The following is a 16,564-nucleotide window of genomic DNA, read 5'->3' on the forward strand; positions in this document are numbered from 1 at the left end:
GCGGGCGACGCGGCCGGGCAGTGACTGAGCCGCGAATAGGTTGCGCAGCCCACCGCGGCTACGAGCAGAGGAGCCGCTATCAGCGTTCGTCCGGGCGCCGGAGCCGGCCTGCTACGCGCCGCCGCGAAGTGAAGGACGGCCAGCGGCTTGGCGCGAGTCAGTGGGGCATAGGAACCGCCGCGAGACGAGCTCGGTGTGCCGGCCGGGAGAGGGCGTGCGCTCGCTCGTGGGCTTCGAATGATCTCGAGCGGCGGAGAAGGAAGCGTGCGAGGGCGTCGCCGAGCCCGGCCTCGCGTACCGCGGTGTCGCCGATCGTGACCAGAGCCCGCGCCCACGCGCGTTCCCATCTACCCGTCAGGTAGGTCAGTGCGCACACCGTCACGATGACGACCGCCACCCCGACTTGGCCGGCCATGGCTGCCTGGACGCCAGCGATCGTGGCGACGACGAAGCGACCCTTCCACGCGAGCGACAGCAGCGGTGACCGGCGGAAGGGCGCGGTCAGGGCGGACAGGATGCCGCGGGCGATCTGCCAGGGGAGCGTGCAGAGATCGAGGGCGAGGTCGGCCCGGACCGCGCCGCTGACAACAGCCGCGGCGCCGTGCGTCAGGACAGCGGCGGCCTGGTCCACCGGGAGTCTCCCGTCGCGTACTGCTCGGATGTAGCCGCCGGTGACGACCACGGTCCGTCGACCGACGCCGTAGGCAGCGACGGCCGCCCAGGACTCTCGGACGCGGAGCTCGAGCGTCGCCAATGGCACCCCGTGCTGGCAGGCGAACCCGACGGCCGGGGCCAGCGCGTCGACTTCCAAAGCCGCCAACGACCGCGCCTGCCCCACGACCCTCACCACCGGACCCTCCGCCACTTTCGAGAGCACTGCGACGGCCAGGACCACGAGCGCAACAAACGCGACCAGCCCGACCAGCGGCGGGAGAAGGGCTCCGAGCATGACCGTGACCAGCCCGCTGAACGTAACTGCCGGCCCGTAGGCGAGCACCTTCCTCGACGTCGTTCTCATCTCGACCACCTCTCAGGAGTGGCTGACCTGCTGGTGCAGAAGTCTCAACCGCCAAACCCGCTGACCATCACGCGCTGGTCGGCGGCCTTCGGCCATCGAGAAGCAGTGTCATCCCCACCCATGACATCCCAGGCCGGTTGTCCACAGGCCCCCAGAGCGTCCTGTCGCGGCCGCCGGCGTGCTGCGTGGATGGGGAGGCAACCCCTTTCGATCCGCACGAGGAGCCCGACGACCATGAGCACCGATACCCGACCCACCCGCGACGACGCCCGCTCGATCCTGGCCCACACGGCCGCCCTGCTGGCGCACGCGTCTGACCTGACATGGTCCGAGGTCCGGACCGACCCGAGCCCGCAGAAGCGTTTCCTCGGGCTCGGGCTCGACCTCGCCGCGTGTGAGGCCGCCCGACTGCTTCCTTCCGGCCTCGACGTCGACGTCCCCGGCGCCGATGCTCTCGCGACCAACGTCCAGGAGCTGGTGCGCGCGGCCGAGGGCTGTCTGCGGCTGCTGCCGATCGAGCAGTTCCCGCCCGGGACGTCGCAGCTGGTCGTCGACATCTGCGACCTGATCCAGGAGAGCGCCCCGTGAGCGACATCGACCGACGCAGCGTCGGCGAGCTGCTCCTGGAGGCCGACTCGACAGCACGGACCATCCTGGTCGACGTCGCAGAGATGGACGCGGCGACGATGCTGCGTACCTGGGGCGAGGTGGTCCAGGCGGCCTCCGAGCTGTGGCAGGCCCTACCCGCTTCCGGGCCGGTGGGAGACGAGGCCCTAGCACGTCCGGACGCCTCCGACCTGACGATCCTGCGACTGGATTCGATGAGCCGGGCGCAGCACCGCAGCGGCGCCCGGGGCTGGCCGGGTGACGGGCCTGCCGACGACCGCCATCTACGGATCGCCGAGTCCTTCGCCCGCGCAGAAGGGCTGGTCGAGCGGTACGCCAGCCGCAAGCACCCTCCGGTGACCGCTCGCGCGCTCGCCGACCGCGACGCCGCACGAGTGCGGATCATGCACACCCTGTACGTCGGCGCTCACGGCGTCGCGGTCGCCCTCGCCGCGCACGTGCGGGCGCTGGAGAAGGTGCACGCCGCCCGACGCGCGATCCCTGCAGGGGAGTCGCTGAGGCAGGCCCGGACGGCGTACAAGCGGATCGCCGCGTTCGAGCGGGTGGCCGGAGCCTACGTTGCGCAGACCTACCCCGGCGCCCTGGCCGGTGAGCACCGGGCGCCACCGATCGCCAACCGTCTGGCCGACGCCCTCGCCCGCTGGGACGTCGCCGCCCACCGCTCCCTGGTGAACACCCCCCGCACGTCCGAGCTCATGCTCACCGCACGCACTCAGGCGGTCATCCTCAGCGGCAGCGACGCCCTGCTCCACGCGGCCAGCCAGACCGGGCACATCGACACCGCGCAGCACCGGCGCCGCCTCGAGACCGCGATCGCCACCACCCAGGACCGGTGGGAGACCCTCGCCGCGACCCTGGCCACGCTCGCCCCGCCGCTGGAACGCCGAGCCGACCGAGCCCTGACCGCCGCCAGCCTCGAGGTGCGGGCCGCGCTGCGGGAGATCCTCGTCGACGGAAACCGCGCCGCCACCGCGGACGTGGTCGGGCAACGCACCGACCTGAGCCGGTTGCCCGACCTCGTCGGCCAGGCCCTCGCTGCCAACCTCGAGTTGGCGCACGTCACCCGGGACGCGATGACCGACGAACGACTCACCGGAGGCGCCCGAGGCATCCACGAGATCGCCACCGCCGCGCGCAGGGCGTCCCTCGACCCCCGCATCCTCGACCACAGCCCCCACAGCGTCGACATCACCCCCCAGGACCTCTTGGCCAACCGCGCAGTCCCACTGCTGCCTGTCGTCTGGGCCGAGCTCAGCAAGGCCGCCGACGCCGCGACCGACGCGGCCGCCACCGCCATGAGTGCCGGCGCGCCGCTCACCGGTCGGGTGGTATCGCAGACCCCGGCGACCGACCAGCCAAAGAGCCTCGGACGTGAAACCGCGGAGCGCTCGTTCGCAGTGGGGATCGCACAGGGACCGGCCGGTCCGCGCTGCGAACGCTGATCTGTCCGCCCCCGCGCTGATCAAGGACGTCCCGAACATGCGGGACATCGGGCCCTATCACTGCCGACTCTCGGTAGACCGGCTCGGCTCAGTCACCCCAGATCGCGGTGCCGACTTTCACGGCGGCCTCGACCCGCATGGTGTCCATGACGTGCTGGTACCGGGTGAGCAGCACGGCCTGGCTCCACCCCATCAGGCTCATCACCACCCGGCCGTCGACGCCCTGGGCGAGCAGGATGGTGGCGGCGGTGTGTCTGGCGTCGTGCAACCTGGCTTCGCGGATCTCCGCACGAGCCAGCAGCCGCTTCCAGACTCGGTGGTCGTTCCGTGGGTCGGCAGGCCCACCACCCGGGCGAGGGAAGACCAGGTCGTGCTCCGCCCAGGCGGAGCCGACCGCCAGACGCTCGGCGGCTTGGGCACGTCGGTGATCGAGGAGCTGCGGGACCATCTGCGGTGGAAGAGCGAGGACCCGCCGCCCCGCGCCGCTCTTGGTGTCGTCGAACCTCAAGCCGCCGGAGTGACGCTGCGGGCACTCGGCGGGAGGGTGTCGAGGCTCGCTCTCGACGCACCCGTGCTCCCACGGGTGGCGCTGCAGCTGACGGCGGACCGCCAGCGTCCCGTTCTCCAGGTCGATGTCCGACCACTGGAGAGCCAACGCCTCACCCTGGCGTAGCCCCAACGCCAGCGCGACCGCCCATCGCGCTGCGTTGCGCTCGCCGGCGGCGATGCTCAGCAGCCGATGCACCTCGGCCACGGTGAGCGGCTCGACCTCCACGTGTGCGACCCGAGGCACGGTGGCGTAGCGGCACGGGTTGGCAGCGATGAGACCGCGACGAACGGCGATGGTGAACGCGGACCGCAGCGTGCGGTGCAGGTTGCCGGCTGTCGTGGGGCTGACTGCTGTCGCGACGCGGTGCAGCAGGTCGTCGATGTGCCGGACGGTGACCTCGTGGAGCTTGACCGACCGCAGCTGTTGGCAGTGGGTGCGGACCAGGGCGTCGTAGGTCGTGAACGTGCGAGGCTTCCGGCTGCGCTTGACGAGCACGAGCCATTCGTCGAGCCACTCACCGAGGGTCTGCCGGCGGTTGGCTGCTGCGAGACCCGCCGAGCTCGCCCGCTCCCGCTCGAGGTCGGCGACCCGCTCGGAGACGACGGCCCGCGTCCGACCCCGCACGTGCCGGCGGACCGGTTTGCCGTTCTCGTCGCGGCCCATCGACACCCACCCGTGCCAGGTCCCCGAGGAGTCCCGGTAGACCGACGACCGGCCGTTGGCCGACCGGGTCCGGCTCACGACGCGGCCTCACCTGCCGTGTAGCACCGTAAGTCGTCGGGCCGGAAGCGCGTGCGAGTCCCGATCTTCACGCACCGCAGGCGTGGGTCGGTCCGCAACAGGCGGTACATCGTGGCCCGGGAGACTCCGAGCCAGTCGGCTGCCTCCTCGACGTCGAGCAGGTGGTCATCACCCGGCGGCGAGGTCAGTGCGGCCAGCGCCTGCAGGTCGCTGCGGATGGCCGACTCGTGCTCGGCGATGGACTCCAGCCGTGCCTCGATGCGCTCGGTGATCGAGCGGATCTCAGTGGGGGTCATCTCCGTCACGGCCACCAACGCCCGGGACGGCGTGCGGGTGGTCAGATCGGGCGGAGCCTGAGACACCCTGACCCGTGGTGACACGCCCTGCGACGGATACGGCCGCACAGTCTCACACTGTCTCACCAGGGTGGGCAACTGCACCGGAAACTGCACCGCTCGCACTCGAAAACCATCCATCAGAACTCTCGATTCTTCGTCGAGAGCCTGCCTGACCTGGGGTGTTGCAGAGTGGGCCCCGTGGGATTCGAACCCACAACCTACGGATTAAAAGTCCGCAGCTCTGACCGTTGAGCTAGAGGCCCGAGGGTGGGGGACGTCGTCGTGGAGCCCACCGACGACATCCGGTGGCCCGGATGTCCCGTCCACCCGCGTGACCGAGGGTAGCGTCACCTCCGGTCGTCCCCGGAGGGACCGGACCGGTGGGCCGTCCACGGGCCCTTTGCCCGGGTCGCGTCGGACGGTGACGGCCCGAGCCTTCCGGAACGCGGGGGCCGACAGTGCCACGATGTCGTGGACCCGACGAGCGAGGAGGTGCCATGCAGGTGTCCGTGGCGGTGCGTCCGCCCGAACACATCCGCGACGCGGTGACCGGCATCGCCGCGCGCGTCCCCGGTGCCCGGCAGCAGCTCGAGCTCACGCACTCGGGAGCGTTCCGGCTGAGGATGATCGGCCTCGGCAACCTCACCGTCCCCGACGCCCGACGGCTGCACGAGGCCCTCTACTGGCCGGTGACGCGGTTCGGCCTCGTCGCGAAGGTCCGGCTCTCGGGCGTCTGGGCGCTCGAGGACGAGACCGACCCGAGCATCGCGATGAAGCTCGAGGGCGACCTCGACACGCTGGCGGAGATCGCGCGCCGGCTGCCCCCGCTCGTCGCGGACCACGCCTTCTACGTCGACCGCCGGATCTTCGTGCCCCGCCTCACGGTGGCGCGCGTGACCCCCGAGACCACGGTGCCCGTCCTCGAGCACCTGGTCGAGGCGCTCGAACGGTACGAGAGCCAGGAGTGGGAGATCTCGGCGGTGCAGATCCTCAGCCGAGTCAACCGCGACACCGGCCACTCCTTCGAGGTCTTCGAGGACCTCCCCACCGTCGTCCCGTCCTAGCGGTCGATCCGGCCGGCAGCGGCCCGCCCGGTCGGTCGCCTCAGGCGAGGCCGACGGCCCCGACGAGGTCGGCGAGCTCCGGTGTCGCACGGGCCTGCTCGACCGCTCCGTGCAGGGCGTCGTCCGCCGTCGGCCGGGCCTGCTCGAGCAGCTCGCGGCCGGCGGGCGTGAGCTCGGTGTAGATGCCGCGACGGTCGTCGGCGCAGAGGATGCGGGTGAGCAGCCCGCGGTCCTCGAGCCGGTTGACGAGCCGGGTGGCGGCGCTGGGGGAGAGGGCGGCCGCGCGGCCGAGCTGCGTCATCCGCAGGTGCCAGCCGTCCTGGCGCGAGAGCGTGTCGAGGACGGTGTACTCGACGACCGAGAGCCCGTGCTCGTCGGAGAGCGAGCGCTCGAGGGTCGACTCGATGAGCCCGTGCAGGGCGGCGAGCCGGCGCCAGCCCTGGGCGCGCACCTCCACGGCGCTGTCGCTGATCCCCATCGGTCCTCCTCGTGGTCGGGCGTACTGCCATCCTATCGCGTTGTGCAATATCCCGCGTGTGCAACTACCGTCGTCCGAGTTAGTTGCGCACGCGGGATATCGCCGCGTGCACCCATCCCGAGAAGGACCTGTCATGCCCCTCGCACTCCTCGCCCTGGCCGCCGGCGGCTTCGGCATCGGACTCACCGAGTTCGTCATCGCCGGCCTGCTGCCGGAGGTCGCCGCGGACTTCGCCGTCTCCGAGGCCGCCGCCGGATGGCTCATCTCCGGCTACGCGCTCTCCGTCGCGGTCGGCGGCGTGTTCCTCACGATGGCCACCGCCCGGATGCGCCCGAAGCGCGTCCTGCTCGGCCTCATGGTGCTGTTCGTCGTCGGCAACCTCGTCTCCGCTCTGGCGCCCACCTACGCGCTCCTCATGACCGGACGCGTCGTCGCGGCCCTCTGCCACGGAGCCTTCTTCGGCATCGGCGCGGTCGTCGCCGCCGGGCTCGTCGCACCGGACCGCAGGGCCGGCGCCGTCGCCACGATGTTCGCCGGTCTCACCGTCGCCAACGTCCTCGGGGTCCCGTTCGGCACCTTCCTCGGGCAGGCGTACGGCTGGCGGTCCACCTTCTGGGCGATCACGGCCATCGGCGTGCTCGCCCTCGTCGCCATCGCGGCGCTCGTGCCCGCGGCGGGCGCGGACGATCGGCAGCCGACGAGCCTGCGCACCGAGGTCCGGGCCTTCGCGAGCGGCCAGGTCTGGCTCTCGCTCGCGGTGACCGTCCTCGGCTTCGGCGGGATGTTCGGCGCCTTCACCTACATCGCCTACACGCTGACCGGCGTCTCCGGCTTCGCCGCGAGCTGGGTGCCGTGGCTGCTCGTGCTCTTCGGGGTCGGGCTCTTCGTGGGCAACCTCGCCGGCGGCCGCGCCGCCGACCGCGACGTCGACCGCACGCTCGTCGTCGTGCTCGCGGGCCTCACGGCCGTCATGGTCGCCTTCGCCCTGCTCGCGTCCTCGGCGGTCGCGACGGTGGTCCTGCTCGTCCTCATGGGCGGGTTCGGCTTCGCGACGGTGCCCGGGCTGCAGATGCGCATCATGCGCTTCGCCGGCCAGGCCCCGACCCTCGCGTCGGGTGCGAACATCGCCGCCTTCAACGTCGGCAACGCGCTCGGCGCCTGGGTCGGCGGGATGGCGATCGCCGCCGGGCTCGGCTACACCTCGCCCATCTGGGCGGGCGCCGGCATCACCGTGCTCGGCCTCCTCGTCCTCCTCCCGGCGGCGCGACGGGCGCGCCGGACGGCCGAGGTGGTCGAGCCCGCCGAGCCCGCCCTGGTCTGACCGGCGAGGGGTGACGGCGGCGGCCGCCGCGCCTACCGTGGGCGGATGGCCTTCCTCCGTCTGGCGTTCTTCCCCGGCGCCACCGCCGAGCACTGGGCCGCGGTCGTCGAGGCGGTCGGCGAGGTCCCACCGCCCCCCGGACGGCGGGCCTTCGCCGCCGGGCCGGCGGAGGGCGGCTGGCAGGTCGTGCAGCTCTGGGACACCGAGGCCGGTCTCGAAAGGTTCAACGCCGAGGTCTTCGGACCCGCCCTCGCGCGGCTGGGTGGCGGAGGGTTCCCGGCGCCGCCGGTCGTGCGCGACGTGCACACGACCGCGGCGTGGGTCGACGGCGAACCGGTGACCTGAGGGTCAGGCCTCGAGGGCGAAGCCGCCCGTCCAGGGGGTCTTCTCGCCGACGGCGAGGGTCAGCTGCAGGAAGCCGAGCGCCTCGAGCTCGCGCGCCCGGCGCAGGCTGCCGGCGTCGACGGCACGCAGGCCGGCGGAGGTCACGACCTCCGACAGCGTCGCCTTGGCGTTCGCGTCGTCACCCGCGACGAGGACCGCGGTCGGCCGACCGCCGACCGTCCCGGAGGTGAGGGTGGCGACGAAGTTCGTGTTGAACGCCTTGACCACGTGCGCGTCGGGCAGGGCGGCGGCGAGCTCGGCCGCCGCGGAGGAGTCGGCCGGCACGACGAGCGTGTCGAAGGTCTCGAAGTCGAGGGGGTTGGTGATGTCGACGACGACCTTGCCGGCGAGCTCGGCAGCGCGGGCGCCCACGATCTCGTGCAGCGCCGGATAGGGCACGGCGAGGACGACGACGTCACCCGTGACGGCCTGGTCGGCGTCGGCGCGGCCGAGTACCTGCACCGTGTGACCGCCCTTCTCGGCGAGGGCGGCGATGGCCGAGCCCATGGACCCGGCCCCGATGATGCTCACTGCGGTCATGACGTGTCTCCCTGGGATGATTTGGTTGTTCCGACAACTAACGTAGCAGCGAATAGTTGTACCGACAACCACTGCCGCGGCAGACTGTCTCCGTGCCTGCCGACGACCCCTCGACCCCGGTGTCCTCCCGCGAGCCCCGCGAACCGCGCTGGCTCTCCACCGCCGAGCGGGCCGCGTGGATCCGCGTGGTCTCGGTCCTCGAGCTCCTGCCCGGAGCCCTCGACTCCCAGCTGCGCCGCGACGCCGGGCTGACCTTCTTCGAGTACTACCTCCTCGCCCGGCTCTCCGAGGCGCCGAACCGCGTGCTGCGGATGAGTGCTCTCGCGCACGGCACCAACTCGACCTTGCCCCGCCTCTCGCACGTCGTGCGCCGGCTGGAGGACCGGGGCCTCGTCGAACGGCTGCCCTGTCCTGGCGACGGTCGCGCGACGAACGCCCACCTCACGGATGCAGGCTGGGACGCCGTGGTCGCCGCCGCGCCGGAGCACGTCGGGGAGGTGCGCAGCCGCGTGTTCGACGGCCTCGGGCCGGGTCAGGTCGCGCAGCTCACCGCCATCTGCGATGCCGTGCTGACCACGCTCGACACAGAAGGGCGTACGAGGGCTTTCGACGGGCTCGGGGCCGACGGCCCCACCGGCTGAGGAGAGGCCGGGCGACCTCAGGTCCGTGCTGCTCAGGAGGCGGTACCGGGCGCGTGGAGGACCAACCGCGGGGGCACCAGCCGATGTCGGCCGAGGCGGCGGCGGCCGTGGATCGAGTCGATGAGCAGGTCCACGCTCTCGCGGCCGATCTCGTTCGCGCGCAAGGCGATGCACGGGAGGGGCGGTCTGGTGGATGCGTATGCCGGGTTGTCGGTGATGCAGACGACGCGCAGGTCGTGGGGCACCTGCAGGCCGGTGCGGTCGGCGACGTCCAGGACGTGGTGGCCGGAGTCCTCGTACACGCCCACGACGCCGTCCGGCCGATCGTCCCCGGCGAGGAGCGCGGCCGCCGCCGCCGTCTCCGATCCGCGGTAGTCGGGCAGGGGCGCGAACGGGGCGATGCGCACGGCCACCCCGGTGCGTGCGGTCCAGGCCTCGCACCCGGCCAGCAGCTGGGTCGGGAAGGCGTCGTCGTGCTGGGGGAGGAGGAGGGCCGGCCGCCGGGATCCGTTCTCCCACAGGTGGTCCAGCGCCATGATCATGGCGCCGGCGGTGTCGCTGTGGACCCACAGCTCGTCGCGTGCCGTCGGCCCGGGGTGGCCCGCGCTGACCATCGGGATGCCGCGCCGCAGCAGGATCTCGCGCACCGGGTCGTCGGCGCGGGGCTCGCTGTGCACGACGCCATCGAGCGGGGTCGACATCCAGGCCCACGAGGTGAGCGAGCTCGGCAGGACGAGGAGGAGGTAGCCGCGGCGCAGGGCCTCCGCCATCGCGCCGAGGACCAGCTCGCGGTAGTAGGAGATCTCGAGGTAGTCGACCGGGTGGTCGCCGTAGAGCGTGAGGGTCAACCCGACGACCCCGGTGCCGCCCCGCTCGCCGGCCCGCGCCGACGTCCACGGGCTGTAGCCCAGCTCGCGGACGGCGTCGAGGACTCGCGCGCGGGTCGGTGTGGCCATCCGGCCCGTGCCGTTCATGACGTTCGAGACGGTGGCAGGGGAGACGCCGGCCAGCGTCGCGACCTCGCGGACGGTCGGCCGGGAGCGGTAGCGAGAGGTCATGGGCGCCCCCTTGTGGTGAACACGTTCATCATCGAGCGTCTCGCCCGGGACGTCCACGGCCGCCCGGCCACCGGACCTGCAGGGCGGTGTGACCACCGGCCCACGAGCACGCAGGAGGCGTCATGACGGTCGACCTGACTCGACGAGGACTCATCACCGGCGCGGGAGCGCTGGCGGTCGGAGCGGCAGGGACGGCGGCGGCCGGCCCGGCCGCCGCGACGACCGACCGGAGGCGGCGCATCGCCACCGTGGTCGTCAACGGGAAGGTTTCACGGCCACGGGGCGCGAACAGGGCCCCTCGAGGCCGTCGCGATCGACGGCTCGGGGTGCATCATCGCCGTGGGACGCAACGCCCGGGCCCGCTCCTGGATCGGCCGTGGCACCGAGGTGTGGGACGACCCGGAGGCCGACTTCTTCAGGCCGGGGACGCCGGGCGTCGAGATCCACCACCTCGTCGCGCCGCGGGACGGCGAGCCGGTCGCGCAGAAGGCCTTCCCGAACGCGTTCCGCGACACCGACCTGCGGGCGAAGCTCGCGTCGCTCGGCGTCGACGCGCTCGTCGTCGCCGGGATGATGACGAGCCTCTGCGTCGACGCGACCGTCCGGGCGGCCGCCGACCTCGGGTTCGACGTCACGGTGGTCGCCGACGCCTGTGCCGCACCGGACCTGGAGTTCGGTGGGCCCACGGTCGCTGCCGCCGACGTGCATGCCGCGTTCCTCGCCGCGCTCGCCGACTCGTACGCCACCGTCACGACCGCCGACGAGCTCGAGGTCTGAGCCTGCGGTCGTCGCGCCGTTCTCGGGACACGGTCCGGCCCGGGCGTCTAGAGTCGCGCCGTCACGGGGGACCGACGTGGGGCACGAGCGTGCCCGGCGTCGCGGTCCCGGGTGTCACGACACGGTCGTGCGTCCGGGGTCGACGGGGCATCGCGGACCGGGGGTCGTCGACCGTCGGGTCATGAGGGAGGAGCCGACGGCATGATCGCGTGGACGGGAGACCCCGCGGGGTCGCACGAGCCCGGGCGACGTCCTTGGGCGGGCGCATCGGCCGGCCGACGCGTCGGGCCGGGGTCGGAAGTCGTCGCCGTGCTCGCCATACTGCTCGTCCTCGTCGCCGGTCTGGGCCTCGCGCTCACCGGGGTGGTCCACGCCGTCACGCTCGGGCCGTGGCCACTCGTCGCCGGAGTGATGATGACGTCGGCCGCCCTCGCCGGCATCGTCGCGGTCGGGCGCGGCCGACCACGGGCCTCCACGCACGCACCCGTCCGATCGGCGGGTCCGTCGTCCGTTCGGACCCTCCTCGGCGGGTCCCCGTGGCGGCAGGGTCGGCCGAGGGCATCCTGTCCGGGTGCGGCACACCGGGAGTCATGACCATCGACTCCCCGGGCCCGGACGGGTGGCGCGCGGGTCCGCCCGCCGGCGACTGACGCTCGGAGCCGGTCTGCTCGCTCTCGTGCTCAGCGGATGTGCGGGGGCGTCGGCCGACGCTCCCACCCCCACCCCCGCTGCAGCATCGGGACCCGCGACCACGGTTCCTCCCCTCCCGGGGCCCTCGGCCTCGGGGACGCCCTCTCGCCCGTCGTCCCCGTCCGCGACGCCCACCATGGCGCCGTCGCCCCCCGAGCTCGGCACCGCGCTGGCCACGCTCGGCTCGATCCCCGTCAAGGGTCGTGCGGCGAAGTCCGGGTACGACCGCGCCCGGTTCGGGCAGGCGTGGGCCGACGTCGACCGCAACGGGTGCGACACCCGCAACGACATCCTCCGGCGTGACCTCTCGGCAGTCACGCTGAAGCGCGGTACGCGCGGGTGCGTCGTCCTGTCGGGCACCCTGCACGACCCCTACACCGGACGCACCCTCGCCTTCGTGCGCGGCGCACGCACCTCCGGCGCGGTGCAGGTCGACCACGTGGTCGCCTTGTCCGACGCCTGGCAGAAGGGCGCTCAGCGCTGGGACGAGGCCACCCGCACGGCGTTCGCGAACGACCCCCTCAACCTGCTCGCGGTGGACGGGCCCACGAACGCGGCGAAGGGCGATGGCGACACCGCGACCTGGCTGCCGCCACGGAAGGCCGCACGCTGCGGGTACGTCGCCCGCCAGGTCGCGGTCAAGAGCCGCTACCACCTGTGGATGACCGCCGCCGAGCGGGCCGCCGCCGAGCGCGTCCTCGGCGGCTGTCCCGGGCAGGCCGTGCCCACGACGCGACCCGTCGCCCTCGGAGGCGCGCCCGAGGAGCCCGAACCGGCTCCGTCACACCGCGCGACGCCGCGACCGGTCTCCTCCGGGCGCACCCCCGACCCGCGCTTCGGCTCGTGCCGCGCAGCCCTGGCCGCGGGGTACGGCCCCTACGTCGAGGGCCGGGACGTCGAGTACGGCTGGTACCGCGACGGCGACTCCGACGGCACGGTCTGCGAGTAGCCCCGGTCGCGCGGAGCTCGTGCAGCCGATCGCGTGGGTCGAGGCCGATGTTGGACAGGAGACCGACGCGCACGCCGTGCCGGCGCAGGCCGACGAGGACGGCACGGAGCATCCCGGCATCCTGTCAGCCGACCGACGACGCGCCGCTCCGGCGGAGATCGCCTCCCTCGACCCGTGCGACGGGTCCGGCAGACTCCGAGGAGCACGGCGCTCCGGGCCGCGAGTGAGGGGAGCAGCACCATGTCCACGCACGAGACACCGCCCGTCCCGGGGTTCGAGCCGCCGGCGCGCGGCCCGTCCGGCCCTCCGCTCGTCCGGCTCCAGACCTGGGTCAACATCGTGCTGATCATCACGCTGCTCGCGTCCTGCGGCGCGGCGAGCAGGTCGGGTGAGGTCGTCTCCGGGGTCCTCGGTGGTGGGGACGCCGCGTCGAGCGCCCAGGTCGACGACATGTGCCGGCTGCTCGGGGCCGTGGCGCAGAAGCAGGGCATCGACCTCGACACCGTCCTGCCCGAGGGGTCGGGCGACCCGTCCTCGTCCTGCGGGACCCTCGCCCGGGAGCCCGGCACCCCCTGAGGCGCCGGGCCGGCGTCAGGCGTCCTCCTTCCGGAAGGTCGACGTGCCCCACCACATGGCGGCGGCGAAGAGCCCGAGCGCCCAGGCCGATCCCCAGAGCATCCGGTCGTTGCCGAACTCGCCGAGGAACGAGGTGCGGACGGCATCGGTGATCCAGCGCACCGGCATGAAGTCGCTGACGTCCTGGAGCCACTGCTTGCCGAGCGTCATCGGCAGGAGGATGCCCGAGAGCAGGAGCACCGGCATCATCACGACGTTGATGACCGGCGCCATGACGTCCTCGCTCTTCGTCGTCAGCGCGAGGGCGTTGGAGGCGGCGGCGCACGCCCCGCCCATGAGCAGGGTGAGCACGACCCCGAGCGCCGCGCCGCCGGCCGAGGCGTCCATCCCGAGCGCGTAGCCGAGCGTCGGACGGCTGGTGTCGGTGGTCGGCGAGTCGGCGCGGTCGGGGCTGTCGGCGGAGCCGGGCGGGTTGGGGTCCTCGGAGGCGGCGCCGGAGTCGCGCAGCGAGCGGCCGGTGAGGGCGAGGAAGACGTCGTCGAGCGTCGGGCGGCGCACCTCGAACGTCGCGAGGTCGGTCCCGGCGACGGCGAGGTCGCGCAGCAGCGGGGGCACGGCCACGGCCGCGCGCGGTACCCGGCCACGGGCGTGCCGACCCTCGACCTCCACGCCCGTCGCGATGGCTCCCAGCCGTGCCGCGACGTCGGCGACACGCCCGGGGTCGACGACCTCGAGGTCGACGAGGTCGCCGCCCACCTGCGCCTTGAGGTTGTCGCTGGTGTCCGCGGCGACGATCCGGCCGTGGTCGATGACGACGATGCGGTCCGACAGCGTGTCGGCCTCGTCGAGGTAGTGGGTCGTGAGGAAGACGGTGGCCCCGCGTTCCGTGCGCAACCCGGCGATGTGCTGCCAGAGGTTCGCGCGCGCCTGCGGGTCGAGACCGGTCGTCGGCTCGTCGAGGAAGACCAGCGTCGGGTCGTGCACCAGACCCATCGCGATGTCGAGGCGCCGGCGCTGGCCGCCCGACATGGACCTCGGCTGGCGGGTCCACATCCCGGGGAGGTCGAGCTGCTCGAAGAGCTCCCGGCCGCGTCGACGGGCGTCGGCCCCGGACATCCCGTAGAGCATGCCGTGGTCGACGATCTCGTCACCGGCCCGCGCGAAGCTGCCGGTCGAGCCGCTCTGCGAGACGTAGCCGATGCGGCGCCGCACCTCGGCCGGTGCGCGCACCACGTCGAAGCCGGCGACGGTGGCGGTGCCCGCGCTCGGCCGCAGCAGCGTCGTGAGCATCCGCAGGGTCGTCGTCTTGCCGGCGCCGTTCGGTCCGAGGAAGCCGACGACCTCGCCCTCGGCGACGTCGAGGTCGACGCCGTCGACCGCTCGGACCTCCTTCTTGGCACGTCCCTCGCGGGTCGTGAAGGTCTGCACGAGGCCTCGTGCCTGGATCATGGTCCCTCCCGGGGGCCCCGTGACGGCGGGGCCGCGTCGTCGCACGGGACGACGGTCGCCGTCCCGTCAGGATGGACCGGGGCCGGCCGCCGGACTCATCGGCGCGGGGTGGGACGCGTGAAGGCCGCACTCCGGTGGAGTGCGGCCTTCGGGGGCGTGCGGTGCGGCGGGTTCCGGACGCTCAGGCGCAGTCGAGGCAGATGCTCGTGCCCGGCTTGGACTCCTGCGAGCGGTGCACGAGGAGGAAGCAGCTGATGCACGAGAACTCGTCGGCCTGGCGCGGGATGACCCGCACCTCGAGGGAGAGGTCGGACAGGTCGGCGCCGGGGAGGGTGAGGCCGTCGACGGCCTCGGTGTCCTCCTCGAGGAGGTCGACGCTGGTGCCGCGGGAGCGGGCGGCGTCGAGCTCGATGATGTTGTCGGACTTCTCCTCTTCGCCGTCACGGACCCGGGGAGCGTCGTAGTCGGTTGCCATGTCAAGCACCTCTCGGTCGGTCTGGGTCGGCTGGGGCGGTGAGGCCGGAGCCATGAGTATGGCGAGGTCAGAGACCTTTGTCAAAGCTTTGTCTGAAGTTTGACGAAGGTGCGTCTGCTCGGTGAACGGTGGGGGGCCCACCGATGTTCCCGAGGGGTCCCGCAGCCGTCGGTGCGCGACCTCCCGTGGGTGGTCGACGGGGGTCGACAGGAGGGCTGGTCGACCCCGGACGGGGCCGTCGGCCGCGGGCGTCGGTCAGTGCGTGAGGGCGAGGAGGAGGCCGACGGCGAGCGTCGCCGCGAGCACGGCCGTGGCCGGCAGCCAGGCCCAGTGGACGCGCCGGACGCCGTCCTCGCCGACCGTCACCGACGGGCCGGCCGGGACGCTCCCGCGCTCGTGGTGCAGCGCCCGCCGACGTCGACGGCGGGCCCGCGGAGCGGCGAGAGGGGCCACCGGGGTGGTGGGGGTCGGGGCGGGGTCGTGGTGGGCGTGCCCCGGTGCGTCCTGGGGTTCGGCCGCCACGGAACGGCGCTCGGCCGACAGGGCGCGACCCTCGACGTGGTGCGCGGCGACCTCGTCCGGCGTCCGCACCGGCGAGTCGGACAGCTGCTCCCCGAGCTCGCGCGCGCTCGCCGGGCGCTCGTCCGCCCGCTTGGCCAGGCACTGCTCGACGAGCGCGCGCAGATCGCCGGTCACGTGCTCGGGCAGCGGCGGCGGCGGGTCGTTGACCTGCGCCAGGGCGGTGGCAACGGGCGTGTTGCGGTCGAACGGCCTTCTGCCGGTGAGCATCTCGTGCGAGACGATGCCGAGGGCGTAGAGGTCGCTGGCGCCCGTGGCGGCCTCGCCCAGGGCCTGCTCGGGGGAGAGGTAGTGCGGCGTGCCGACGACCTCACCGGTCTGGGTGTGGCCGCTTCCGTCGAGCGCGCGGGCGATGCCGAAGTCCGTGAGCTTCACCGTGCCGTCGGCGGTGAGCAGGATGTTGGCCGGCTTGACGTCGCGGTGCACGACCCCGGCCTCGTGCGCGGCGCCGAGGGCGAGCGCGGCCTGGGCCATGACCGACCGCACGCGCTCCGGCGGCTGGGCTCCCTCACGGCGCACGAGGACCGAGAGCGGCTCGCCGTCGACGAGCTCCATCACGAGGTACGCGAGGTGGTCCTCCTCGCCGTAGTCGTAGACGGTCGCGATGTTCGGGTGCGCGAGTCCCGCGGTGTAGAGGGCCTCGTCACGGAAGCGGCGGGCGAAGACCGGCTCGCTGTCGGTGCTGGGGCGCAGCACCTTGACGGCGACCGTGCGGTCGAGGACCTCGTCGTCGGCGCGCCACACGTCGCCCATCCCGCCGGAGGCGATGCGTGAGCCCAGCAGGTACCGGCCCCCGAGGCGGTACCCCTGCTGCAGCCGGTTCACCGGTGTCGACTCGTTCGCACGGGGACGACGATACGCCCGTCG

The 16,564-nt window shown here is 73.1% G+C and carries 18 protein-coding genes and 1 tRNA gene; 9 read left to right on the forward strand and 10 right to left on the reverse strand.

Annotated elements, in window-relative coordinates; translation table 11 throughout:
* Positions 1 to 157: 157 nt before the first annotated feature.
* Positions 158 to 997: a hypothetical protein gene (locus LG324_RS04675; RefSeq protein WP_404352226.1), complete on the reverse strand. Its 840-nt coding sequence runs from the start codon at positions 995 to 997 to the stop codon at positions 158 to 160.
* A 255-nt stretch (positions 998 to 1,252) separates the two neighbouring features.
* On the opposite strand from LG324_RS04675, the gene LG324_RS04680 reads away from it, so the two are divergent.
* Both LG324_RS04680 and LG324_RS04685 read left to right on the forward strand, forming a co-directional pair.
* Positions 1,253 to 1,606, forward strand: coding sequence for a hypothetical protein (locus tag LG324_RS04680; RefSeq protein ID WP_404352227.1), 354 nt, complete (start codon positions 1,253 to 1,255; stop codon positions 1,604 to 1,606).
* The gene (locus tag LG324_RS04685) at positions 1,603 to 3,087 is read left to right on the forward strand and encodes a hypothetical protein (RefSeq protein ID WP_404352229.1); all 1,485 of its coding nucleotides are present in this window, start codon (positions 1,603 to 1,605) and stop codon (positions 3,085 to 3,087) included. Before LG324_RS04680 ends, LG324_RS04685 begins: the two co-directional genes overlap by 4 nt.
* Positions 3,088 to 3,175: 88 nt before the next feature.
* Here the strand turns inward: LG324_RS04685 and LG324_RS04690 are convergent, their stop codons facing one another.
* The 3 genes from LG324_RS04690 to LG324_RS04700 form a co-directional block, all read right to left on the reverse strand.
* Positions 3,176 to 4,378, reverse strand: coding sequence for a tyrosine-type recombinase/integrase (locus LG324_RS04690; protein WP_404352230.1), 1,203 nt, complete (start codon positions 4,376 to 4,378; stop codon positions 3,176 to 3,178).
* Entirely contained in the window at positions 4,375 to 4,830 is a 456-nt protein-coding gene (locus LG324_RS04695; protein ID WP_404352232.1) for a helix-turn-helix domain-containing protein, read from the reverse strand. Before LG324_RS04695 ends, LG324_RS04690 begins: the two co-directional genes overlap by 4 nt.
* Before the next feature lie 76 nt (positions 4,831 to 4,906).
* Positions 4,907 to 4,979: transfer RNA gene (locus LG324_RS04700), tRNA-Lys, on the reverse strand.
* A 234-nt stretch (positions 4,980 to 5,213) separates the two neighbouring features.
* Between LG324_RS04700 and LG324_RS04705 the strand changes: the two genes are divergently transcribed.
* Positions 5,214 to 5,780, forward strand: a complete 567-nt coding sequence (locus LG324_RS04705; protein WP_404352233.1) for a 2'-5' RNA ligase family protein — start codon at positions 5,214 to 5,216, stop codon at positions 5,778 to 5,780.
* A gap of 40 nt (positions 5,781 to 5,820) precedes the next feature.
* On the opposite strand, the gene LG324_RS04710 is transcribed toward LG324_RS04705, so the two are convergent.
* Positions 5,821 to 6,258: a MarR family winged helix-turn-helix transcriptional regulator gene (locus LG324_RS04710; protein WP_404352234.1), complete on the reverse strand. Its 438-nt coding sequence runs from the start codon at positions 6,256 to 6,258 to the stop codon at positions 5,821 to 5,823.
* Positions 6,259 to 6,391: 133 nt separating this feature from the next.
* Here LG324_RS04710 and LG324_RS04715 point away from each other — a divergent pair, with 133 nt between their 5' ends.
* Positions 6,392 to 7,579 (forward strand): MFS transporter, encoded by a 1,188-nt coding sequence (locus LG324_RS04715; RefSeq protein WP_404352236.1) that lies wholly within the window; start codon positions 6,392 to 6,394, stop codon positions 7,577 to 7,579.
* A gap of 45 nt (positions 7,580 to 7,624) precedes the next feature.
* Complete coding sequence (locus LG324_RS04720; protein ID WP_404352238.1) at positions 7,625 to 7,924, forward strand: hypothetical protein; 300 nt, start codon at positions 7,625 to 7,627, stop codon at positions 7,922 to 7,924.
* 3 nt (positions 7,925 to 7,927) lie between these two features.
* Here LG324_RS04720 and LG324_RS04725 read toward each other — a convergent pair whose 3' ends face one another.
* The gene (locus LG324_RS04725) at positions 7,928 to 8,503 is read right to left on the reverse strand and encodes an NADPH-dependent F420 reductase (RefSeq protein WP_404352239.1); all 576 of its coding nucleotides are present in this window, start codon (positions 8,501 to 8,503) and stop codon (positions 7,928 to 7,930) included.
* A gap of 92 nt (positions 8,504 to 8,595) precedes the next feature.
* On the opposite strand from LG324_RS04725, the gene LG324_RS04730 reads away from it, so the two are divergent.
* On the forward strand, positions 8,596 to 9,144 hold the full coding sequence (locus LG324_RS04730) for a MarR family winged helix-turn-helix transcriptional regulator (protein ID WP_404352241.1): 549 nt from the start codon (positions 8,596 to 8,598) through the stop codon (positions 9,142 to 9,144).
* 32 nt (positions 9,145 to 9,176) lie between these two features.
* Here the strand turns inward: LG324_RS04730 and LG324_RS04735 are convergent, their stop codons facing one another.
* Positions 9,177 to 10,202, reverse strand: a complete 1,026-nt coding sequence (locus tag LG324_RS04735) for a LacI family DNA-binding transcriptional regulator (protein WP_404352243.1) — start codon at positions 10,200 to 10,202, stop codon at positions 9,177 to 9,179.
* Between the two features lie 339 nt (positions 10,203 to 10,541).
* On the opposite strand from LG324_RS04735, the gene LG324_RS04740 reads away from it, so the two are divergent.
* From LG324_RS04740 to LG324_RS04750, 3 genes are all read left to right on the forward strand, one after another.
* Positions 10,542 to 10,979, forward strand: coding sequence for an isochorismatase family protein (locus LG324_RS04740; protein ID WP_404352244.1), 438 nt, complete (start codon positions 10,542 to 10,544; stop codon positions 10,977 to 10,979).
* Between the two features lie 826 nt (positions 10,980 to 11,805).
* Positions 11,806 to 12,618 carry a DUF1524 domain-containing protein gene (locus LG324_RS04745; RefSeq protein ID WP_211251001.1) on the forward strand — a complete coding sequence of 271 codons (813 nt, stop codon included), beginning with the start codon at positions 11,806 to 11,808 and terminating at the stop codon, positions 12,616 to 12,618.
* 240 nt (positions 12,619 to 12,858) lie between these two features.
* Complete coding sequence (locus LG324_RS04750; RefSeq protein WP_404352245.1) at positions 12,859 to 13,194, forward strand: hypothetical protein; 336 nt, start codon at positions 12,859 to 12,861, stop codon at positions 13,192 to 13,194.
* 15 nt (positions 13,195 to 13,209) lie between these two features.
* Here the strand turns inward: LG324_RS04750 and LG324_RS04755 are convergent, their stop codons facing one another.
* From LG324_RS04755 to LG324_RS04765, 3 genes are all read right to left on the reverse strand, one after another.
* Entirely contained in the window at positions 13,210 to 14,643 is a 1,434-nt protein-coding gene (locus LG324_RS04755) for an ATP-binding cassette domain-containing protein (RefSeq protein ID WP_404352246.1), read from the reverse strand.
* A 181-nt stretch (positions 14,644 to 14,824) separates the two neighbouring features.
* Positions 14,825 to 15,118, reverse strand: coding sequence for a DUF4193 domain-containing protein (locus tag LG324_RS04760; RefSeq protein WP_030528457.1), 294 nt, complete (start codon positions 15,116 to 15,118; stop codon positions 14,825 to 14,827).
* 255 nt (positions 15,119 to 15,373) lie between these two features.
* Positions 15,374 to 16,522, reverse strand: a complete 1,149-nt coding sequence (locus tag LG324_RS04765) for a serine/threonine-protein kinase (protein WP_404352248.1) — start codon at positions 16,520 to 16,522, stop codon at positions 15,374 to 15,376.
* Positions 16,523 to 16,564 lie beyond the last annotated feature (42 nt).

Origin of the sequence: Phycicoccus jejuensis, from assembly GCF_044797865.1 — a bacterium.
Lineage (GTDB): Bacteria > Actinomycetota > Actinomycetes > Actinomycetales > Dermatophilaceae > Phycicoccus > Phycicoccus jejuensis.